Below are 21,387 nucleotides of genomic sequence, written 5' to 3'. Positions count from 1 at the left end.
CGTGAGGGACCGCGGGTGCGGTCCCTCACCGGGGCGTGCGGGCGGGTCGTCGCACGTCACGCGTTCGAGGCGGGGACCTCCGTGGAGCCCGAGACTACCGAGGAGGACCCCTCGGCGTCGCCGGCCGTGTCGTCCGCGGGGTTCCGCAGGTCCGTCAGCGTCCGGCCCCTCGTCTCGCGGGCGAAGAGCATCGCGATGACGGTGACGACCGCGGCCAGCGAGACGTACACCGACACCGGCGTGGCGTCGCCGTACGACTTGAGCAGCGCCACCGCGATGAGCGGGGCCGGCGCACCGGCCGCCACCGAGGCGAACTGGGCGCCGAACGAGGCGCCCGAGTAGCGCATCCGGGTCGCGAACAGTTCGGAGAAGAACGCCGCCTGGGGGGCGTACATCGCGCTGTGGAAGACCAGGCCGACCGTCACCGCCAGCACCAGGGACGGGAAGTCCTTGGTGTCGAGCAAGGAGAAGAAGGCCCACGCCCAGGCGCCGGTGCCCACCGCGCCCACCAGGTAGACCGGCTTGCGGCCGACCCGGTCGGAGAGCGCGCCGAACAGCGGGATCAGGCAGAACTGGATGCCGGAGCCGATCAGCACGGCGTTGAGCGCGGTCTGCTTGCCGATGCCGAGGTGCTCCACGCAGTACGCCAGCACGAAGGTGGTGATCACGTAGTACGAGATGTTCTCCGCCATGCGGGCGCCCATGGCGACGAGCACGTCCCGCCAGTGGTCGCGCAGCACCGCCAGGCCCGGGATCCGGTCGACGGCGCCCTCCTGCTCGCGCTCCTGCGCCTTGCGCTCCTCGGCCTTGGCCAGCGCGTCCTTGAACAGCGGCGACTCGTCGACCGACAGCCGGATCCACAGGCCGACACCGACGAGGACGGCGGACAGCAGGAACGGGATGCGCCAGCCCCAGGCGGTGAACGTCGCGTCGCTCTGCACGGTGGTCATCAGCGACAGCACGCCGACCGCTATCAGGTTTCCCGCGGGGGCGCCGCCCTGCGGCCAGGAGGCCCAGAAGCCGCGCCGCCGGTCGTCGCCGTGCTCGGACACCAGCAGCACCGCTCCGCCCCACTCACCGCCGAGCGCGAAGCCCTGGATCACGCGGAGCAGGGTGAGCAGCACCGGTGCGGCGACCCCGATGCTGGCGTAGCTGGGCACGCAGCCGATCAGGGTGGTCGCGCCGCCCATCATCAGCAGGCTCAGCACCAGCAGCTTCTTGCGGCCGATGCGGTCGCCGAAATGCCCGAAGACCATGGCGCCGACGGGCCGGGCGGCGAAGCCGATCGCATAGGTGAGGAACGACAGCAGGGTGCCGGTCAGCGGGTCGGAGTCCGGGAAGAAGACCTTGCCGAAGACGAGCGCCGCGGCCGAGCCGTAGAGGAAGTAGTCGTACCACTCCACCGTCGTGCCGATGAGGCTCGCCGCGACGACGCGGCGCAGGTCGGCGGGGCGGGTGCGGGCGGGCTCGGCTGCGCCGGGCGGCCCGGCGGGTTGCGGTCCGTTCACGCCGGTGTGAGGGGCCATGGGGTCACCGTTCTCTGGAGGAGGAGCGGGGGGACGGGGTGTGGGGGAAGGCTGGGTGTGCGGGCCCGGGCGGGGGCCCACGTGGGTGGGTTCGAGCGGGCGGGTCCGCGCGGCCTGTCCCGGCGCGGCAGGTCCGGGCGGGGGGCTCCGGCGGCTAGTGAGCGGTCCAACCGCCGTCGACCGGGAGTGAGCTGCCGGTGATGTAGCCGGTGTGCGCCGAGCACAGCCAAAGGGCGGCGGCGGCCACCTCGGCCGGCTCGATCAGCCGCTTGATCGCGGTCCGTTCGAGCATCACGCGGTCCACCACCTCGGACTCGGGGATGCCGTGGGTGGCAGCCTGCCCGGCGATCTGGTCCTCGACCAGCGGGGTGCGCACGTAGCCGGGGTTGATGCAGTTGCTGGTCACGCCGTGCTCGGCGCCTTCGAGCGCGACGGTCTTGCTGAGTCCCTCGAGGGCGTGCTTGGCCACGACGTACGCCGCCTTGTACGGGCTGGCCCGCAGGCCGTGCACCGAGGAGATGTTGATCACCCGTCCCCACCCCTGCGCGTACATGTGCGGCAAGGTGCGGCGCAGGATGCGGAACGGCGCCTCGACCATCACCCGCTGGATCAGCGTGAACCGCTCCGGCGGGAACTCGTGCACGGGTGCGACGTGCTGCAGCCCGGCGTTGTTGACGACGATGTCGGCGTCCGCGGGCAGCCCATCCACGGCATCGGGGTCGGACAGGTCGACGACCAGGCAGGTGCCGCCGATCTCGGCGGCCACCTCCTTGGCCACGTCGGCGGCCCGGTCCACCACGTACACGGCGGCGCCGGCCTCGGCGAACGCCACGGCGCAGGCCCGCCCGATGCCGCTGGCGCCACCGGTGACCAGGGCCGTACGCCCGGCGAGGAAGCCCGCGCCACCCGGCACGTCCGGGGTGGCCCCGCCGGGACCGGGGCTGTGAGTGCTCTCCATGGCCGCCACGCTAGGAACGTTGCGAGAGCCCGCACACGTGGGCGGCGGCCATACTTCCCGCGCACGGCATGGTGGCCCGCGCCATGTCACGGCCGCGCCGGGCCGGAGCACGCGGGCGCGGCCTGCGGCAACGGGGGGGACTCGCACCGCGGGCGCAGTCCCGCAATGGCGGCGGCCGCCACTCGCCGGGCACCGAGGTGGCGGTCCGTCACGTGTCCTGCGCGCCTGGCCGGTCCTACCGTCCACGCCAGCCGGACGACCGGATCCCCCCATGGAGCCGACGATGCCCTTTCCCTCCAGTCCCCCCCTGCCCTCCCCCCTGCCCCTCCCGACGCCCTCCGCGTCCTCGACATCCGCGGGCCCCCCTGCGCGGCGGGCCCGCCGACGGCATCCCGCGCTGGCCGCGGTGCTGTCGGTCCTCGCGCTGCTGGCCGCGGGCCTCGGCGTGTTCGCGTCCGCGGCTCCGGCGAACGCCGCGGGCCTGACCCAGGTCTCGTCGTTCGGGTCCAACCCGGGCAACCTCGCGATGTACGAGTACGCTCCCGCCAACCTGCCCGCCGGCGCGCCCCTGGTGGTCGCGCTGCACGGCTGCACGCAGAGCGCCAGTGACTACTTCGCCAACTCGGGCTGGCAGAAGTACGCCGACCTGTGGGGCTTCGCCCTGGTGCTCCCGCAGACCAGTGCCACGAACAACTCGCTGTCCTGCTTCAGCTGGTTCGACTCCACGAAGGACACCCGGGGCAAGGGCGAGGCAGCCTCGGTCCTGTCGATGGTGACCACGGCGAAGTCCCAGTACGGCTCGGACGCCCAGCGGGTCTACGTCACCGGCCTGTCGGCCGGCGGCGGCATGACCGCCGACCTGCTCGCCGACTACCCGGACGTCTTCGCCGGCGGCTCGGTCGACTCCGGGCTCCCCGCGCAGTGCGCCACCACGCAGACCGCCGCCTCGCAGTGCCAGTACGGCAGCCTCAACCTGACCCCCGCGCAGTGGGGTGACAAGGTCCGGGCCTCCGACCCGGGGTACGGCGGCCCGTGGCCGCGGGTCGCGATCTGGCAGGGCACCTCGGACACCACCGTCCAGCCGGTCAACGCGACCGAGTTGCGCGACCAGTGGACCAACGCCTGGGGCATCAGCCAGACCGCGTCCAGCACCCAGTCCCTGCCCGGGGGCACCACGCTCAGCGTGTACAACGACCCCCAGGGCAGTCCCGCCGTGGAGCTGTACCAGATCTCCGGGATGAGCCACGGGCTCGCGGTCGACCCGGGCTCGGGCACCGAGCAGTGCGGCAGCACCGGCACGTACTACATCGACACCATCTGCTCGAGCTACTACACCGCGCGCTTCTGGGGCCTGGACGGCTCCGGAGGTGGTGGCGGCGGCACGGGGTCGCTGCCCGCGCCCACCGGCCTGGCGGTGACCTCGGCCACCGACACCGCGGTCTCGCTGAGCTGGACCGCGGTCACCGGCGCCGCGTCGTACACCGTGTACCGCAACGGCACCGCTGCCGGTACGGCCTCCGGCACCTCGTTCACCGACAGCGGCCTGACGGCCGGCACGTCGTACACCTACACGGTGGCGGCGGTCGACTCGTCGGGGAAGGCCGGACCGGCCTCCGCAGCGGTGACGGCCAAGACCACCGGCGGAGGCGGCGGCAGCGGGGCCTGCTTCACCGACAACAACTACAACCAGGTCGCGGCCGGCCGCGCCCACCAGAGCGGCGGCTACGCCTACGCCGACGGCTCCAACCAGAACATGGGCCTGTGGAACGTCTTCACCGTCCACACCCTGAAGCAGACCGGCACGGACTCCTACGTCATCGCCGACGGCACCTGCTGACCTGCCCCGGCGGCCGGAACTCCCCTCCCGTCAGCGGGAGTCCGGCCGCCGGACCAGCACCGGGCGTCAGCGCGGCTGCCGTCGGGCCGGCGCCGGCGTCGAAGGCCGCAAGCGTCCAGCACCAGGGCGAGGTCAGGGGCGGTGGCGCGCCGATCGGGAAGGCGAACAGCCCGCCGGGCCGCAGCGCCCGGTGCACCCCGGCGAACAGGCCAGGAACCTCACCTGGGCAGCCCGACGCGGCCCCGGCGGTACCACGCCGGCCTCCGGTCGGTTGAGCACCGGAGCACCTTACGCGGGCACAGCCGCCGATGGTCACCCCCTTGTGTGGCCGGTGTCGGCGAGTTGAACGGGCGGGGTCCTGGGCGGCACGTGCCGTCGCGGGTGAGGCGACAGCATCCAGGGCCCTGTCAGTCATGTATGTGAACGAGAATCGGCACTGTGAACCGTGACGGGAAGTGACGCTAGTCGCGGCAGTGGGTGACGGTCAACCCTGCTGCACGGCCCCAACTGGGGAGAGGCCGCTTGATGTTGGAAGCGGGGCGATTCAGGTGGGTGAACCGCGACAGCGGCGACGGGCCCCTGCCTGCGGCTTGTCGGCGGGGGCGAGATGTTGAGAAGTGTTCTTTTGCCGCAAGGGTTGACCTCAAAAGAAACACGACAGCACACTGTGCCCCACATCCCCTCATCGGGCGAAGGGCACCTCCGTGCGCCGGACAGGCACTCCGGGCACGGCCGGCTGCCTGTTCCATCGTTCTTCCGGCTCTCCCGTGACGAGCACTGCCTCCCGCCGCCGCCCGGAAGCGACGCGTCCACGGCCGCGGCTTCGACGACACGTCAGCGGAGCACTGCCGGTTTCCGCTGCGCCGCAACGAGACGAGGAGCACCCTCATGACCGGAATCAACCGTCGCGACTTCCTGCGGGTCGCCGGCGTCGGATCCGCCGCCCTGGCCCTGCCTCTGGCCGGGGCGGCCGGGCAGGCGAGCGCGGCCTCGACCGGGCCGAGAAGCCTGAAGGCAACGGTGAACGCGTCGGGCGCCTGGCAGGTGAAGGCGAGCGTGCTGGGCTGGATCTTCAGCGGATCGGTCGGCTCGGCGGCCACCGACATCACCACCCACACGGGAAGCGACGCGGTGGGGTCGTACACGGAGACCACGTTCACCTTCCAGGACGGTGCGCGCAAGGGCGGCATCCGCGTGTACAACGCCGCGTCCTCGATCGTCTTCACCGACACCTTCGTCAAGGCCGGGGCCAACGGCAATCCGTTCCCGACCTTCACCGGCTACCCGAAGCTCGCGCACCAGCTGAGCCACAGCGACTGCTTCGGCCGGTTCCAGTTCAACACCTTCGCCGGCGCGTCGGACAGCCCGTGGGTGTTCTTCGACGACAAGGGCAGCACCTTCATCCTCTCGGCGGCGAACCACTTCCAGGAGGCGCAGACCTCGCAGGCCTCGGACGGCTCCATCGCCGCCGGCGTGATCGGCTCGGTCGCCACTTTGCCGGCCGGCTACACCCGGCAGACGATCCTGTCGGCCAAGGACGGTGTCGGCGCCGCCCACCGCGCGTGGGGCTCCGCGCTGACCCGGCTCGCGGGCAAGCCGCTGCCGGCCAACGACGCGGGCGTCGTCCTGAGCACGCTCGGCTACTGGACCGACAACGGCGCGGACTACTACTACACGTTCGACCAGTCCAAGGGGTACGCCGGCACGCTGCTGGCGGTCCGCGACGAGTGGGCGTCCCAGAAGATCCCGATGGGCTACATGCAGCTCGACAGCTGGTGGTACCCCAAGGGCCCCAACAGCGACTGGAACGACCTGCCGGACGGCACGTCCCGGTACGAGGCGGACAAGCAGCTGTTCCCCGACGGACTGTCCGCGTTCCAGAAGCAGTTGGGGATGCCGCTGGTCACCCACGCCCGGTGGATGGACAAGTCCAGCCCGTACCACGGCCAGTACCAGTTCTCGGACAACGTCGTCATCGACCCGGCGTACTGGCAGAGCGTGATGGACTACCTCAAGGACGGCGGGGTCGTCGTCTACGAGCAGGACTGGCTGTGCAACAACGCCAAGCCCGCCGAGAACCTCACCGACGCCGACCAGTTCTTCGACAACATGGCGCACCACGCCGCGGTCGACGGCATGGACATGCAGTACTGCATGGCGCTGCCGCGCGACTACCTGCAGAGCATCCGCTACCCCAACCTGACCACGATCCGGGTCAGCGACGACCGCTTCGACCGGCCGAAGTGGGACATGTTCCTGTACGACTCGCAGTTCGCGGGCGCGCTCGGCATCTGGCCGTGGGTGGACGTCTTCATGAGCGGCGAGCTCGACAACCTGCTGCTGGCGACCCTGTCGGCCGGACCGGTCGGCGTCGGCGACGCGCTGGGCAAGGTGAACGCCGGCCACCTGTTCCAGGCGGCGCGCCCCGACGGGATCATCGTCAAGCCGGACGTGCCGATCGTGCCGACCGACTCGACCTACGTCGGCGAGGGGGCCGGGCAGATGCCGGCGATGGTGGCCTCCACCCACGCCGCGCACCCGGGGCTGACGTACCGCTACGTCTTCGCGTACGCACGGCAGTTCGCCGCGCCGCAGCAGATCTACCAGGCCGAGAACGCCAAGCTGTCGGGGGTCGTCGTCGGCAAGGACAACGGCGGGTACACCGGCACCGGCTTCGCCGACTACCAGCACGCCAGTGGCGACTACGTCGAGTGGACCGTGGACGCGCCCGCCGCGGGCACCTACACGCTGCAGTTCCGCTACGCCAACGCCTCCTTCACCGACCGCCCGCTCGCGATCACCGTCAACGGCGGCGACTCCGGCAACCTGTCGTTCCCCTCGACCGGCTGGTGGACCACGTGGAGCGTGGTCGGCCTGACCGCCACCCTCAACGCGGGCACCAACACCGTGCGCGCCACCGCCACCGGGGCCAGCGGCGGCAACATCGACTGGCTCGGCGTCACCCAGGGCACGGTGCCCACCGGCATGTCCCAGAACGCCTCGTTCACCCTGGCCGAGATCGGCGAGACCGGATCGGCCTACGTCTACGACTACTTCGCCGGCACCGGCGCCCTGGTCAAGAAGGGCGGCCAGGTCAGCACCGGCGTCACCAGCGGAACGTACTGGGTGGTCGCCCCGGTCGGCCCCTCCGGAATCGCCTTCCTCGGCGACAAGGGCAAGTTCGTGGCACACGGCGACAAGCGCCTGGAGCACCTGAGCGACGACGGCAGCGTGCACACCACCGTCGCGTTCGCCGCGGGTGAGGGGCCGGTGACCCTGCACGGCTACGCGCCGCGCAAGCCGAGTGCCACCGCCACCACCGGCAGCGTCGGGACCGTCGACTACGACGCGACGACCAGGCTGTTCAGCGTCACCGTCGGCGCGGGCGCGGGCGACCGCGCGGTCGTCACGATCAAGCCGTGACGTAGTTTCCAGGATCGCCGACGATGAAGAGAAACCAGGCCGCCGTGGAGCGGCCGGAGCGAGCAGCACTCGTACCGGGGCGGACGCCGCTCCACGGCCCTGGTTTCATTTTTTCGGTCCAATTTTTCCAACGTTAGAAAGACGGCGAGTGCGCGGCGATCACGGGCATGATCGCCCGTCGGTCGACACGAGGTTCAGCTCCAGCCGTCCGTTCTCGAGGTTCGCCCATGACTCGCTCCGCCAGGAGCCGATGGTCTTGCTCAGACCGAGACTCAACGGAGAGGCGTCGTCGGGCTTGTCCCAGGCCTCGCCTCGGCCCGGTGGTCGGCCGCTGCCTGCCGCCACTCGTCCGTTCCCCAGAGCGCGGCGAGCGACACGGGGAGTGCGGCCACGACCAGCCAGTGGCGCCTGAACGTGCGGAACGCCGGTCTCCCCCGCACTGGTTCGACCGCGCTGTCGGGCTGCATCATCTGTCCCCCTGTCGGCCCTCGGACGCCTCGGCTTCCGAAAGGTTCACGGCCAAACGTAGATGCCGCACGTCCTGCCCGAAAATCGGTGGAGCCGCTGTCCCGTGCGCTGTTACGGTGCTCCCGCCCGCAGCCACCCTCCCTGCCAAGGACGTGCCGTTGTACACCAAGTGAGGCTCCCGAACGCTGAACCGTCGCGCGTCGCGCCTGTGCGCCGCGCTCCTTTTCGCTGCGGTCTTCTCACTGGAACCGGTGTCTGTCTGTGTCCAAGAACTGGGTGGTCGTGCCCACCTGCCTGCCGATCGTTGTCCACCGCTGCCACAGGTGCGCCTCCGGGCACGTCATCAACCTGCGTTCCGTGCAACCCGAGCTCCTGAACCTGCTGCACGACAACCACACCGGCCGGGCAGCCGAACTGCGCCAGGAACCGGCCGTACGGCGCCATGGCGTGAGCGGCCGCGGTCGCACCGGGCGGCCGGCCTGGCAGTCGCCGTACGGTCCGGCCACGCACCGGGCGCACCGCGGCCGGTGGGCGCCGGTGCCGGGAGTGACCGGTTCCCGGTCCGTTGTGCGGCACGGATACCTGTGCGGCCGGTGCGACTGATCGCCGCAGGCGGTCAGCCGGACTTCCGGCGGTTGTGGCTGGGCGAGACCGCGCGGGGGCTGGGCAACAGCGTGACCTCCGTGGCTGTTCCGCTGATCGCGGTGGTCACGCTGGGCACCGGCGCCACGGCGGTCGGCGTGCTGACCGCGGCGACCTGGCTGCCGTGGCTCCTGGTCGGCTTGCCCGCGGGTGCCTGGGTGGACCGGATGCGGCACCGTCCCGTACTGATCACCTGCAACGTCGTCTCGGCGGTGCTGTATCCGAGCGTGCCGGTCGCCTACTGGTGCGATGTGCTCACCTTCGCCCAGCTGCTGGCGGTCGTCCTCGTCTGCGGTGTCGCCGCGGTCTTCTTCCAGACCGCGGTGCACAGCTACCTGCCCACGGTCCTCGGCGACGGCGACCTCCTCGAGGGCAACGCCCGCCTGAACGCCAGCGAATCGGGCACCAGCGTGGCCGGCCCGGGCCTGGCCGGTGCGGTCTCCCAGGCGTTCGGAGCCGTCACCGGCCTGCTGGTCGACACCTGCATGTTCGCCGTATCCACCCTCTGCCTGGCCACCATCACGTCCCGGGAGGAACCACCCGAGCGCGGCGCGGGGCAGGCCGGACTGGGCCGGCAGATCGGCGAAGGCATGCGATTCGTCCTGCGCGACCCGTATCTGCGGCCGATCGTCACCTACGGCGCGCTGGCCAACTTCGCCCTGCTCGGCTACCAGGCCGTCCAGGTCGTCTTCCTCGTGCGCACAGCCGGCGCGAGCACCGCGACGGTGGGCCTGCTCCTGACCTCGGGCAGCATCGGCGGCATCCTCGGCGCAAGCGTCGCCGGCGCCATCGGCCGCCGCTTCGGGACCGGCCGCGGCATGCTGATGACGCAGCTGCTGACCGGCCCCTTCGCCCTGCTCATGCCGCTGACCTCCCCCGGCCCCGGCCTGCTCTTCTTCGCCTCGGGCGCCTTCGTGGTCGGCATCGGCATCACGGCCTGCAACGTCGTGCTCGCCGGATTCCGCCAGACCTACTGCCCGCCGCGACTGCTCGGCCGCGTCGTGGCCACCACGATGGTCTGCAACCACAGCACCATCCCGCTGGGCGCCCTGATCGGCGGCGTCCTCGGCGACCGGCTCGGCGCACGCCCCACCATGTGGATCATGACCGGCCTGCTGGCCCCGTGCTGGGCCGTTCTCGCCCTCGGCCCCATGCGCCACGAACGCGACCTTCCTTCACTGCAATTCGGCGAGGTTGCCGGATTGCAGTGACGTCGGAGTGATCTCTCGAGGGGTGGCCGAAGTGATGGACGAACGCCCGGCCGGACGCGCCCCGAAGGGGCGCGGGGAACTGCGCGGCCAACCACAACGGCGCGGCGCGGGGGCGGCCTCGGAACCGCAACGGCGATAACGCCTGCCAGGGAAAAGGGTGAGCGGATCAATGACCGCGCCCCACCCCCCAGGCTCAGCGGAAGCGCGTCAGCTTTCGCGAACTCGCCGCCTTCCACGTGCCCGGGAGCGCCGCACGGGCCTCGGCGGCCTGATGGGTCTGGAGGGCGTGGAGGCGGCCGTAGCCGAAGGTGTCGTGGCCGGCGGCGCGGGCGCCGATCGCGAGGGTGGGGAGTGCGGCGCGGGCCATGACCGCGTCCTGATGTTCGCCGAGGAGCTGCTGAAGCGCCTTGGTGCGCTTGCGGAAGCGGTCGGCGCGCGTGCCGGCGAAGGGGACGGCGGATTCCGCGGTGTGCCGGGCGCGGCGGGCCGCCTTGCGGGCGGCGTGCAGGGCCTGGTCGCGGGCGGGTCCGGGCTCGGCGCGCTCGGCCTCGGCCATGCGGCGGGCCAGGCGTTCGCGGTCGCGGGTCGCGGCCTTGCGCAGGTGGCGGATCGCCGGTTCGCCGGCCCGGTCGGGGCGCAGCGGCGGATCGGCGGACAGGTCCTCCAGAGCGTTGAGGAGGGCGGCGTAGCGGCGACTGTCCAGGGCGGCGACGGCCGCGCGCTGGGCCTCGTCGTGCAGGACGCGTTCCTGGGCGCGGATGGTCGCGGCCAGCTGGGGATCGGCCGGGTCGCGCAGGTCGCGGGCCTGTGCGTGCAGCCGCTCGGCCAGCACCTCGTGGTCGCGGGAGTCGGCGAGGAGTGCGGTCAGCCGGCGCAGTTCGGCCGCCAGCGGGTCGGTCCTGGTCCGATCCAGCACCCGGCGGTTGCTGCGCAGCAGATTGCGCAGCCGGCGGCTGGTGGAACGCATGCGGTGCACCGCGTCGGGTTCGTCGGCGCGTACCGCCGCGTCCAGGGCCAGCAGAATGCCGAGTTGCTCGCGCAGCCGGGTCAGTACGGCGTGGCCCGCGGTGCCGGGCCGCAGCTCCCGTAGGCCGGACGCCGGGTGGGCGAAGTCCGCGGGCAGCACGGGCGCGAGGGCATGGCCCAGCTTGTGCTGCGTGGGCGAGGGTCGCCAGCCGTGGGCGGCCAGTTCGCGGGCCGCGGACCGCAGCAGGGCGTCGTCGCCCAGGTCCGCCTCGATCTCGACCTCGGACCAGTGGATCAGGCGGGTGCTGGTGCCGCCGGAGCCGGCCGGGTCGGCGCCGTCGGGGACGCGGCGGCCGGGGTGCAGCCGTTCGGCGCCCAGGATCTGGGCGGCGACGCGGTCCTCCGCGACCTCGGCCAGGCGCCGGCCGCGCCCGTCCAGCAGGGCGTGCCGGCCGCGGTGGGTCCGCAGGTGGGCGACGGGCGTCAGCGGTGCGCCGCGGGCGTACGCCTTCACCCGCCGCAGCAGTTCGCCGGGCACGTCGCCGGCCGGGCCCGCCGGGAGCGGGACCTGGATCTCGGTCCGGTCGGCGCCCTCGCCGGGCAGCTTCAGGTGCCAGCCCTCGTCGTGGCCGCCGGTGCGCCGGCGCAAGGTGCAGCCGTGGGCCAGCAGCCGCAGGTCGGGCGTGTCGTAGTAGACCGCGTCCAGTTCCTCGGCCGGTTCGGCCCGCACCCGGTCCACCGCCGGCAGCCGCCGCAGAATGCCCGAGTCGAGCGTCCCGGTGCCCTCGAAGGTGGTTTCCTTCTCGATCTGCTCGGTCTGCTCGGTCTTCCCGATCTTCCCGGCTTTGCCGCTCTTCCCGGCGGCCTTCCCGGTCTTCCCGATGCTCTTGGTGGTCGTGGTGGTCATACGGTTTCGCGTGCCCGGTCGGGCGGCGGGCATGCGGTCGGCCGCCGCGGTACGGGGCGCGGCCGGCTGCCCGGTTTCCCGGCGAACCGCATGGGTACCCGCAGGGCACGTCAAGCACCGTACGGGAGGCATCTGCCCATGACGGACCAGGGAACCAACAAGACGGGCTTCGCGCGCGACGACCAGCTGAAGCGGGAGATCCACGACGAGCTGCGGGCGACTCGCGCCGTGACCGGCGAGGAGGTGTTCGAGCCGGAACCCACCGGCGCCGACCGGGAGATCGCGCAGGCCGCACGCACCGTCCCGGACACCGGGATCCCCTCCGGGATGACCCCGGAGGGCGTCACGGTACGCAATGAGCTGGCCCGGCATCTGGACCGCAACATCTACCCGGCCCGCCGTTCGTCCCTGCTCGGCTCCCTGCACCGCCACCAGGCACCCGACCCGCTGGTCGAACGCGTCGCGGCCCTTCCTCCCGACGAGAGGTACCCCAATGTCCAGGCGGTGGTGAAGGCCCTCGGCTACGGCGTCGAGGACCGCCGGGTCTGACCCGGACGGCACCGTCCCGACCCACACCGTCCTGACCTGGACGACACGGTCCCGATCCGGACGACGCGTTCCGCCCTGCCGCGCCGGGCCCCCTGCCGGGCCCGGCGCGGCGGGCGTACGGAGCGGGGGGCAGCCCGCGCCGAGGGCCGACCGTCATCGCGTCAGCACGTCGTGGTCCTCCGCGGCCGAGGACCGCGCCGCCGTACGACCGGGCAGACCGGGCAGACCGGGCAGACCGGGCTCGGACGCGGCACGGCGTTCCAGAGCCATGGACAGCAGGGCGACGCCCAGCGCGGAGGCGGCGAGCGCGGCGCCCACCCAGTCCGGCGAGGTCCAGCCGAGGCCGGCCGAGATCACCAGGCCGCCGAGCCAGGCGGACAGGGCGTTGCCGAGGTTGAAGGCGCCGATGTTGACCGCGGAGGCCAGGGTGGGGGCGCCGTGTGCCTGGTCGAGGACCCGCTTCTGCAGGGGCGGCACGGTGGCGAAGCCGAGAGCACCGATCGCGAAGACGGTGACCGCGGTCAGGGCCTTGTGGTGCGCGGTGACCGTGAACAGCGCCAGGACGGCGGCGAGCGCGCCGAGCGCCGTGCACAGCATCGGCATCAGGCGACGGTCGGCGAAGCGCCCGCCCGCCAGGTTGCCGGCCACCATGCCGAGCCCGAAGATCACCAGCAGCCAGGTCACGGACGCGTCGGCGTAGCCGGTGACCTCGGTGACCATGGGCGCGATGTAGGTGATCGCGGCGAAGACCCCGCCGAAGCCGAGCACGGTCATCACCATGGCGAGCAGCACCTGGGTGTTGCGCAGGACGGCCACCTCGTGCCGCAGCCGCACCCCCTGCGGCCTGGGGAGTTCGGGCACCAGGCGGGCCACGCCGAGCAGGCCCAGCACCCCGAGTCCGGCGACCAGCAGGAAGGTGACGCGCCAGCCCGCATGCTGCCCGACGTAGGTGCCCAGCGGCACCCCGACGACATTGGCGACGGTCAGGCCGGTGAACATCAGGGCGATCGCGCCGGCCTTCCGGTCCGCGGGCACCAGCTCGGCGGCGACCACCGCGCCGATGCCGAAGAACGCGCCGTGGGCGAGCGAGGCGACCACCCGGCCGAGCAGCATGACGCCGAAGACCGGGGCGACGGCGGAGATCAGGTTGCCGGCGATGAACAGGACCATCAGCAGCATCAGCATCCGCTTACGGGGGATTTTGGTGCCGAGCACGGTCATCAGCGGGGCGCCGACGACGACTCCGAGGGCGTACCCGGTGACCAGCAGGCCCGCGGTGGGTACGGACACCCCGAAGTCCCCGGCGATCCGGGGCAGCAGGCCCATGACGACGAATTCGGTGGTACCGATACCGAAGGCCCCGACGGCGAGGGCCAGGAGGGCGAGGGGCATGAGGGGGACACCTTCTTGCGATCGGGTTCGGGCGGTTCGAACGGACGGGCGGAACGGGCGGATCGGCCGGAGATACAGGGGACACGGGGGACGCAGGTGACACATGCAGCGCGCCAGCACTTTGCCCGCGCACACAATAATTGCACACGCGGGTTAAACGCACGACGCGCTACAGTGGAGCTGCGCCCGGGCACCGCCGCCCGCGCGCATGACCGCCCGAGGAGGGATCGATGACCGCCACGGATCCGGCACTGACCGCCTTGGCCGACAGCTGGGTCGCGCTGTCGTTGCTGCACGGGCGGATCGAGACGCACCTCGAGCGGGCGCTGCAGGCCGGACACGATCTGAGCGTGCGCGAGTACTCCCTGCTGGACGTCCTCAGCCGCCAGCACGACGGCGACGGCGGTCACCTCCAGATGAAGCAGGTCGCCGACGCGGTGGTACTCAGCCAGTCGGCGACCACCCGGCTGGTCACCCGGCTGGAGGACCGCGGGCTGCTGTCGCGCTACCTGTGCCCGACCGACCGGCGCGGCATCTACACCGACGTGAGCCCGGCCGGGCTGGAGCTGCTGGAGGCGGCCCGACCGACCAACAACCGGGCGCTGCGCGAGGCGCTGGACCAGGCGGCACAGGACCCGCAACTCGCCCACCTGGTCAAGGCCGTGGAGGAGTCGCGCGGGCCGGTCGCCGTCTGACGGCAGGCGTACCGGGCGTATCCGGCGATCCACGGCGTACGGACCCGGCGCCCGGCCGGGAAGCGCCCGCGGGGAGTGCCGCGGGGAGTGCCCGCGCGGGCGAACGGGAGGACGGCACAGCGGTGGACGTGGACCTGAGGAAGCTGCGCTATTTCGTCGCGGTCGCCGAGGAGTTGCACTTCGGCCGGGCCGCCGCGCGCTTGCACATCGCCCAGCCGGTGCTGTCCCGGCAGATCAGGGCGCTGGAGGACGAGCTGCGGGTCCGGCTGTTCGACCGCGACCGGCGGTCCACCGAGCTCACCGCGGCCGGGCGGCAGCTGCTCCAGGACGCGCCGGGCGTCCTGGCCGCGGCCGAGGGCCTGACCCGCAGGGTCCGGCAGGCGGCGGGCCGTACCGAGACGTTCACCGTCGCCTTCATGCCGGGCATCACCGTCACCGCGCCCGTGCAGGCGCTGCTCGCCCGGCACCCGGGGCTCGCGGTCGAGGTGCTGCGGGTCTCGGCGGAGGACCAGACCGCGGTGGTGCTGGACGGCCGGGCGGACGTCGGCTTCGTCCGGCTGCCGCTGGACCGCCGGGGGCTGCGGCTGCGGCCGTTGTTCACCGAGCCCAGGGTCGCGGTGGTCCCGCGCAGTCACCGGCTGGCCGGGAAGACCGCTATCAGCGTCGCCGACCTGGCCGACGACGTACTCCTCCAGGATCCGGACGTGGTGCCCGAATGGCGGGACCTCCCCCACCGCCGGCCGCTGCGTCCCGGCGCACGCCCCGAGCCGCCGGCCCGGAGCGTGGAGGAGAAGCTGGAGTACGTCGCCGCCTTCCGGGGCGTGGTGGTGCTGCCGTTGTCGGCCGCGACCCACTACACCCGTGAGGACGTGTGCCGCCTGCCGGTCGAGGACATCGCCCCCAACCAGGTCTGCCTGGCCTGGGACGCGGCCCGGGACTCGGCCCTGATCCAGGAGTTCGGCGACCTGGCGGAGGCGAGCCACTCCTGACCGGCGGCGTGCCGCCCGTCATCGCCGCCGGCCCCGGACCCCTTCCGGGCGAGGTGCCCCCGTAGGCCGGCGAGAGCTCCTACTTGCCCGTCGCCAGCTCCGCCAGCGCGTCCAGCCGGGTCGGGGTCCAGCCCAGCTCGCGGCGGGCCTTGGCGCCGGTGAGCTGCTGGTCCAGGGCGAAGGCCTCGGCGATCGGACCCATGCGGCGTTCGGCCTCGGCGTAGTCGATCGGTTCGACGCTGCCGGGCAGGCCGATGGACTCCGCCAGGGCGCGGGCGATGTCCACGAGCGGAAGGTTCTGGTCGCTGACGCCGGCGTAGACGGAGCCGGGCGCGGCCCGCAGCGCCCGCACGTACAGCTCGGCGATGTCGTCGACGTGCACCAGCGCCCAGTGGTTGGCGCCGTCGCCGATGACCGGGACCGCTCCGGTGGTGCGGGCCGGTTCGGTGAGGAAGGCGTCCGCGAGGCCGCCGCCGTGGCCGTAGACCAGACCGGGCATGACCAGGACGGGCCGTCCGCCGTCGGCCGCCGCGGCCAGCACCCGCTTCTCGTTCTCCAGCCGCCAGGCGGTCAGCCGCGGCGGCCGCTGCGGGGAGGTCTCGTCGACCACCCCGTCGGTGTTGCCGTACACCCACACGCCGCCGGTGTGCACGTACGTGCCACGGTCGCCGAGCCCGTCCTGCATCGCCTGCGCGGCGGCCAGGTCGATCGCGGCGGTGTCGGGCCCGGCGTGGGAGGCCAGGTGGATCGCCCCGTCGGCCCGCGCGGCGGCGTCGCGCAGGACCGCGAGGTCGGTCAGCCCGCCCTGGACCGGTGTGGCACCCAGGTCGCGCAGCGTCCGGGCCGAGGAGTCGCCGCGGGCCAGTGCGGCGACCTCGATGCCGTCGCGGACCAGGGCCCGCAGGGTCGCCCGGCCGAGGTAGCCGGAGCCGCCGGTGAGGAAAACACGCATGAGGACGCACCCTTCGTGTCGAGGTTGTCGAAGTTGTGGAAGTTGTCGAGTTGTCGAGGTAGTGGAAGCCGCAATTCCGCACAGTCGGGTCTCCGAGCTGCCGGAGCGGTTGTCGCGGACCGGTCGTCACGGGGCCGGTGAGCGGGCGGCGCGCGCGGTGCGGCGGCCGCCCGTCCCGGTACCGGGAGGGCTCCCGACCCGCGTGTTTCCAGAGTGCGGGCGGAGCCGGGGTGGCGTCCAAGACCCTTTCCCGCGCCTGTGATGCCCGGCGGGTATCAGTAAGCGGGAGTCAGCAGTGGCGCCCGTGACACGCGGGGCCGGTGTCCGGTGTCCCGCACCGGGCAGAGCCCGGATCGGGCACGAATCGGGAGCCGCCGGGTGCGGATTTCCATGTTCCGCTCCCAAGACCCGTATCCGCCTGCGACGACGGGATTCCGATCCGGGCCCAACCGGGCCGTTTGTTGTCCGTTACGGGCCCTGGTCGGGCCGGAGGGGATTGGTATAACTCTTCCACGGGCACCACCGGGCACTTTCTGCCCGGACCGGCAACGAAGCTGCGACGAAGCGAGGTGGGGTGACCATGCGGGCCCAGGAACGCCAGCACCGCATCCTCGCTCTCGCGCGCCACCAGGGCCAGGTCGAGGTCACCGCCATGGCCTCGGACCTGAAGGTCGCACCGGAGACCATCCGCCGCGACCTCGGGGTACTGGAGCGCCGGGGACTGGTCCGCCGCACCTACGGCGGCGCCTACCCCGTCGAGGGCGCGGGCTTCGAAACCGATCTGGCCCAGCGGGTCACCCTGCACGTCGCCGACAAGCGCCGGATCGCCGCGGAGGCCGTCAAGCTGCTGGGCGAGGCCGAGACGGTGTTCGTGGACGAGGGCTACACCCCGCAGCTCCTTGCCGCCATGCTGCCCGGCGACCGGCCGCTGACCGTGGTCACCGCGTCGCTGTCCACGGCCGCGGCGATCGCCGACTCGCCCAACACCACCGTGCTGCTGCTCGGCGGCCGGGTCCGGGCCCGGACTCTGGCCACCGTCGGCTCCTGGGCCACCGCGATGCTCGCGGGCTTCGTCATCGACCTGGCCTTCGTCGGGTCGAACGGCATCTCCCGCGAACTCGGCCTGACCACACCCGACCCGGTCGTCGCCGACGTCAAGGCCAAGGCGCTCGAGGTTTCCCGGCGGCGGGTGTTCATGGGCCACCACAGCAAGTTCGGCGCGAGCAGCTTCTGCCGCTTCGCCGAGGTCGCCGACTTCGAGGCGATCGTGACCGACACCGGTCTGTCCAGCGCCGAGGCACATCGCTACGCACTGCTGGGGCCGCGCGTCTTCAGGGTCTGACCGGCGGGCCGCCGGCCCGCCCCGCACCGCCACTTCCCGTCTCCCGGCATCCCTCCACCGCTCTCCCCCACCCCCTCCACCGAACCGCCCTCACCGTACGCACGCGTACGCCACACCCCCACGCCGCTGCGGGCTGCCCTCGTGTCCGCGGGCGCATCCGCAACCCTCCCCTGGTCATGAAAGGGACATCATGACACCCACATCGAGAACGACCCGACGCGTCCTGCCGGCCCTCACGCTGGCGGTGTGCGGCACGCTCCTGGCCGCGGCCTGTTCCGGCGCCGGCGGAGCAGGCGGCGGCTCGGGGTCGCACTCCATCAACGTCCTGATGGTGAACAACCCGCAGATGATGGACCTGCAGAAGCTCACCGCGGCCAACTTCACCAAGTCCACCGGCATCAAGGTGAACTTCACGGTGCTGCCCGAGGACGACGTCCGCGACAAGATCACCCAGGACTTCTCCAGCCAGGCCGGCCAGTACGACGTGGCCACCATCAGCAACTACGAGACGCCGATCTACGCCAAGAACGGCTGGCTGGCGCCACTGACCGCGCAGGCCAAGGCCGACACCGGCTTCGCGCAGAGCGACATCCTGCCCGCCATGCAGCAGTCGCTGACGTACAACGGGGACGTCTACGCCGAGCCGTTCTACGGCGAGTCCTCGTTCCTGATGTACCGCAAGGACGTGTTCGCCGCGAAGGGCCTGACGATGCCGGCCAATCCGACCTGGACCCAGGTGGCGGACCTGGCGGCCAAGGCGGACGGCGCGCAGTCCGGGATGAAGGGCATCTGCCTGCGCGGCCAGCCCGGCTGGGGCGAGCTGATCGCGCCGCTGACCACGGTCGTCAACACCATGGGCGGCACCTGGTTCGACCAGAGCTGGAACGCGCAGGTGGACAGCCCCGCCTTCACCAAGGCGGTGAAGTTCTACGTGGACCTGGTGCGGTCCCACGGCGAGGCCGGCGCCCCGCAGGCCGGCTTCACCGAGTGCCTGACCGACATGGAGCAGGGCAAGGTCGCCATGTGGTACGACGCCACGTCCGCGGCCGGATCCCTGGAGGCCAAGGACTCCCCGGTGGCCGGCAAGGTCGGCTACGTGCCCGCGCCGGTCGACCGGACCAAGAGCTCGGGCTGGCTGTACACCTGGGCCTGGGGCGTGCAGAAGGCGAGCAAGCACCAGGACGACGCCTGGAAGTTCATCTCCTGGGCCTCCGGCAAGGGCTACGAGAACCTGGTCGGGCAGCAGCTCGGCTGGTCGCGGGTCCCGGCCGGCAAGCGCACCTCGACGTACTCCAACGCGCAGTACGTGGCGGCCTCCTCGGCCTTCGCCAAGCCGACCCTGACCGCGCTGGAGGCGGCCAACCCGTCCAGCCCCGGCGTGCAGCCGCGGCCCGCGCCCGGCATCCAGTTCGTCGGCATCCCGGAGTTCACCAACCTGGGCACGCAGGTCTCGCAGGAGATCAGCTCCGCCATCGCCGGCCGCACCAGCGTGGACTCGGCCCTGAAGGCGAGCCAGTCGCTGGCGGCCAAGGTCGCGACGACGTACGCGAAGAAGTGACCGTGCCGGCCACCGTACGGCGGCTTCCCGGAGTGACCGGCCGGGAAGCCGGACGCGAAGCGGAGAGCAGATCATGACGAGCCCCACCCCTTCGATCACCCGCCGGATCCGGGCACCGCAGGCGGCCGAGCGGACCGCCTCCCCGCAGTCCCGCGCGCCACGCCCGCGCGGTGTCTGGGCCCGGCGGGCCCCCCTCCTGCCGGCCCTGCTGTTCATGATCGTGGTCACCCAACTGCCGTTCGTGGGCACCCTGGTGATCTCGTTCATGCGCTGGAACGCGCTGGACCCCGGCAATCGCGGCTGGGCCGGCTTCGCCAACTACCGCACCGAGTTCACCGATCCGCAACTGCGCTCGTCGCTGACCACCACGGTGGTGCTGACGGTGGCGGTGGTGGCGGTCAGCCTGGTGCTGGGCCTGGGCCTCGCGCTGCTGCTGGACCGCAAGTTCCTGGGACGGGGCGTGGTGCGCACCATGCTCATCACGCCGTTCCTGGTGGTTCCGGTGGCCTCGGCGCTGCTGTGGAAGCACGCGCTGTACAACGCCTCGTACGGCCTGATCGACGGCACCCTGAACTGGGCCTGGCGCCTGTTCGGCAGCGACAACGCGCCGCAGCCGGACTGGCTGTCGCAGAACCCGAAGCTGGCCGTGGAGGCGTCGCTGATCTGGCAGTGGACGCCGTTCATGATGCTGATCCTGCTGGCCGGCCTGCAGTCCCGGCCGGCGGACGTCACCGAGGCGGCGCGGGTGGACGGCGCGAGTTCCTGGCAGGTCTTCCGCTACCTGACCTTCCCGCACCTGCGCCGCTACCTGGAACTGGCCGCGCTGCTCGGCACGGTGTACGTGGTGCAGAACTTCGACGCCGTGTTCACCCTGACCTCCGGCGGGCTGGGCACCGCGAACCTGCCGTACACCGTCTACACCACCTTCTACCAGGCCCACGACTACGGGCAGGCGTCCGCGGAGGGCGTGATCGTCGTGGTGCTGTCGATCCTGGTGGCGACCTTCGCGCTGCGCACCGTCTCGTCGCTGCTGAAGGAGGAGAGCCGCTGATGGCCGCCGCGACCGCAACCCCCGTACGCATCGCACCCGCCGCGCGCACGTTGCGCCGGCGCTCCCGGCGCAACGGCGCCCTGCTGGGCCTGCTGGCCTGGCTCGGCGGGATCGTGTTCTTCCTGCCGTTCGCCTGGATGGTGCTCACCTCCTTCCACAGCGAGCAGGACGCGGCGGCCAACCCGCCGCACCTGGCCGCCCCGCTGACCCTGAACGGCTACCGGGAGTTCTTCGGGTCCGGCACCGGGGTCAGCCCCTGGCCGCCGCTCGTCAACTCCCTGACCGCGGCCCTCGCCTCGACCGTCCTGGTGCTGGTGCTGGCCATCCCGGCGGCGTACGCGCTGTCGGTCAAGCCGGTCCGGAAGTGGACCGACGTGATGTTCTTCTTCCTGTCCACCAAGATGCTGCCGGCCGTGGCGGGGCTGCTGCCGGTGTATCTCATCGCCAAGAACGCCGGCCTGCTGGACAACATCTGGCTGCTGGTCATCCTCTACACCTCGATGAACCTGCCGATCGCGGTGTGGATGATGCGGTCCTTCCTGGCCGACGTGCCGGTGGCGATCATGGAGGCCGCGGCGATCGACGGCGCGGGCCTGCCCACCGTGCTGGTCCGCATCGTGGCCCCGGTGGTGATGCCGGGGATCGCGGCGACCTCGCTGATCTCGTTCATCTTCTCCTGGAACGAGCTGCTGTTCGCCCGGGTGCTGACCGGTGTGGTGGCCGGCACCGCGCCGGTGTTCCTGACCGGCTTCGTCACCAGCCAGGGCCTGTTCCTGGCCAAGGTGTGCGCCGCCGCGGTGTGCATCTCACTGCCCGTGCTGGCCGCCGGATTCGCCGCCCAGGACAAGCTCGTCCAGGGCCTGTCCCTGGGCGCCGTCAAATGACCCGTGTGAAGCCCGAGAACCGCATGATCCCGATCCC

The 21,387-nt window shown here is 72.1% G+C and carries 16 protein-coding genes; 11 read left to right on the top strand and 5 right to left on the bottom strand.

The features are described from left to right. Positions 1-56 precede the first annotated feature (56 nt). Positions 57-1,526: an MFS transporter gene (locus ITX44_RS02505; protein ID WP_205355263.1), complete on the bottom strand. Its 1,470-nt coding sequence runs from the start codon at positions 1,524-1,526 to the stop codon at positions 57-59. Positions 1,527-1,680: 154 nt separating this feature from the next. Continuing rightward, positions 1,681-2,484: a 3-hydroxybutyrate dehydrogenase gene (locus ITX44_RS02500; protein ID WP_205355262.1), complete on the bottom strand. Its 804-nt coding sequence runs from the start codon at positions 2,482-2,484 to the stop codon at positions 1,681-1,683. Between the two features lie 406 nt (positions 2,485-2,890). On the opposite strand from ITX44_RS02500, the gene ITX44_RS02495 reads away from it, so the two are divergent. The 4 genes from ITX44_RS02495 (at position 2,891) to ITX44_RS02480 (ending at position 10,065) form a co-directional block, all read left to right on the top strand. Further along, on the top strand, positions 2,891-4,321 hold the full coding sequence (locus tag ITX44_RS02495; protein ID WP_307795044.1) for an extracellular catalytic domain type 1 short-chain-length polyhydroxyalkanoate depolymerase: 1,431 nt from the start codon (positions 2,891-2,893) through the stop codon (positions 4,319-4,321). Between the two features lie 888 nt (positions 4,322-5,209). Further along, positions 5,210-7,744, top strand: a complete 2,535-nt coding sequence (locus ITX44_RS02490) for a carbohydrate-binding protein (protein WP_205355260.1) — start codon at positions 5,210-5,212, stop codon at positions 7,742-7,744. Between the two features lie 729 nt (positions 7,745-8,473). Next, positions 8,474-8,815, top strand: a complete 342-nt coding sequence (locus ITX44_RS02485; protein ID WP_205355440.1) for a DUF1062 domain-containing protein — start codon at positions 8,474-8,476, stop codon at positions 8,813-8,815. Next, a complete protein-coding gene (locus ITX44_RS02480) occupies positions 8,806-10,065 on the top strand; it encodes an MFS transporter (protein WP_307795043.1) in 1,260 nt (419 codons plus the stop codon). Before ITX44_RS02485 ends, ITX44_RS02480 begins: the two co-directional genes overlap by 10 nt. Before the next feature lie 193 nt (positions 10,066-10,258). On the opposite strand, the gene ITX44_RS02475 is transcribed toward ITX44_RS02480, so the two are convergent. Beyond that, a complete protein-coding gene (locus ITX44_RS02475; RefSeq protein WP_205355259.1) occupies positions 10,259-11,938 on the bottom strand; it encodes a CYTH and CHAD domain-containing protein in 1,680 nt (559 codons plus the stop codon). 138 nt (positions 11,939-12,076) lie between these two features. Here ITX44_RS02475 and ITX44_RS02470 point away from each other — a divergent pair, with 138 nt between their 5' ends. After that, entirely contained in the window at positions 12,077-12,487 is a 411-nt protein-coding gene (locus ITX44_RS02470; protein WP_205355258.1) for a DUF2795 domain-containing protein, read from the top strand. Between the two features lie 153 nt (positions 12,488-12,640). On the opposite strand, the gene ITX44_RS02465 is transcribed toward ITX44_RS02470, so the two are convergent. Beyond that, the gene (locus ITX44_RS02465) at positions 12,641-13,879 is read right to left on the bottom strand and encodes an MFS transporter (RefSeq protein ID WP_205355257.1); all 1,239 of its coding nucleotides are present in this window, start codon (positions 13,877-13,879) and stop codon (positions 12,641-12,643) included. Between the two features lie 230 nt (positions 13,880-14,109). Here ITX44_RS02465 and ITX44_RS02460 point away from each other — a divergent pair, with 230 nt between their 5' ends. Next, positions 14,110-14,574 carry a MarR family winged helix-turn-helix transcriptional regulator gene (locus ITX44_RS02460; protein WP_205355256.1) on the top strand — a complete coding sequence of 155 codons (465 nt, stop codon included), beginning with the start codon at positions 14,110-14,112 and terminating at the stop codon, positions 14,572-14,574. Positions 14,575-14,702: 128 nt separating this feature from the next. Beyond that, on the top strand, positions 14,703-15,563 hold the full coding sequence (locus ITX44_RS02455) for a LysR family transcriptional regulator (protein ID WP_307795042.1): 861 nt from the start codon (positions 14,703-14,705) through the stop codon (positions 15,561-15,563). 79 nt (positions 15,564-15,642) lie between these two features. Here ITX44_RS02455 and ITX44_RS02450 read toward each other — a convergent pair whose 3' ends face one another. Further along, entirely contained in the window at positions 15,643-16,515 is an 873-nt protein-coding gene (locus tag ITX44_RS02450; RefSeq protein WP_205355254.1) for an NAD-dependent epimerase/dehydratase family protein, read from the bottom strand. Positions 16,516-17,095: 580 nt separating this feature from the next. Between ITX44_RS02450 and ITX44_RS02445 the strand changes: the two genes are divergently transcribed. The 4 genes from ITX44_RS02445 (at position 17,096) to ITX44_RS02430 (ending at position 21,350) form a co-directional block, all read left to right on the top strand. Continuing rightward, complete coding sequence (locus tag ITX44_RS02445) at positions 17,096-17,857, top strand: DeoR/GlpR family DNA-binding transcription regulator (RefSeq protein ID WP_205355253.1); 762 nt, start codon at positions 17,096-17,098, stop codon at positions 17,855-17,857. Between the two features lie 187 nt (positions 17,858-18,044). Next, complete coding sequence (locus tag ITX44_RS02440; protein WP_372440823.1) at positions 18,045-19,415, top strand: ABC transporter substrate-binding protein; 1,371 nt, start codon at positions 18,045-18,047, stop codon at positions 19,413-19,415. 73 nt (positions 19,416-19,488) lie between these two features. Continuing rightward, positions 19,489-20,466 (top strand): carbohydrate ABC transporter permease, encoded by a 978-nt coding sequence (locus ITX44_RS02435; RefSeq protein WP_205355251.1) that lies wholly within the window; start codon positions 19,489-19,491, stop codon positions 20,464-20,466. After that, positions 20,466-21,350 carry a carbohydrate ABC transporter permease gene (locus ITX44_RS02430; RefSeq protein ID WP_205355250.1) on the top strand — a complete coding sequence of 295 codons (885 nt, stop codon included), beginning with the start codon at positions 20,466-20,468 and terminating at the stop codon, positions 21,348-21,350. Before ITX44_RS02435 ends, ITX44_RS02430 begins: the two co-directional genes overlap by 1 nt. Positions 21,351-21,387: the final 37 nt, after the last annotated feature.

This window comes from Actinacidiphila acididurans (assembly GCF_016918855.1).
Classification (GTDB): domain Bacteria; phylum Actinomycetota; class Actinomycetes; order Streptomycetales; family Streptomycetaceae; genus Actinacidiphila; species Actinacidiphila acididurans.
The sequence above is the reverse complement of the archived record's forward strand: the minus strand, read 5'-3'. Positions and strand labels throughout refer to the sequence as shown.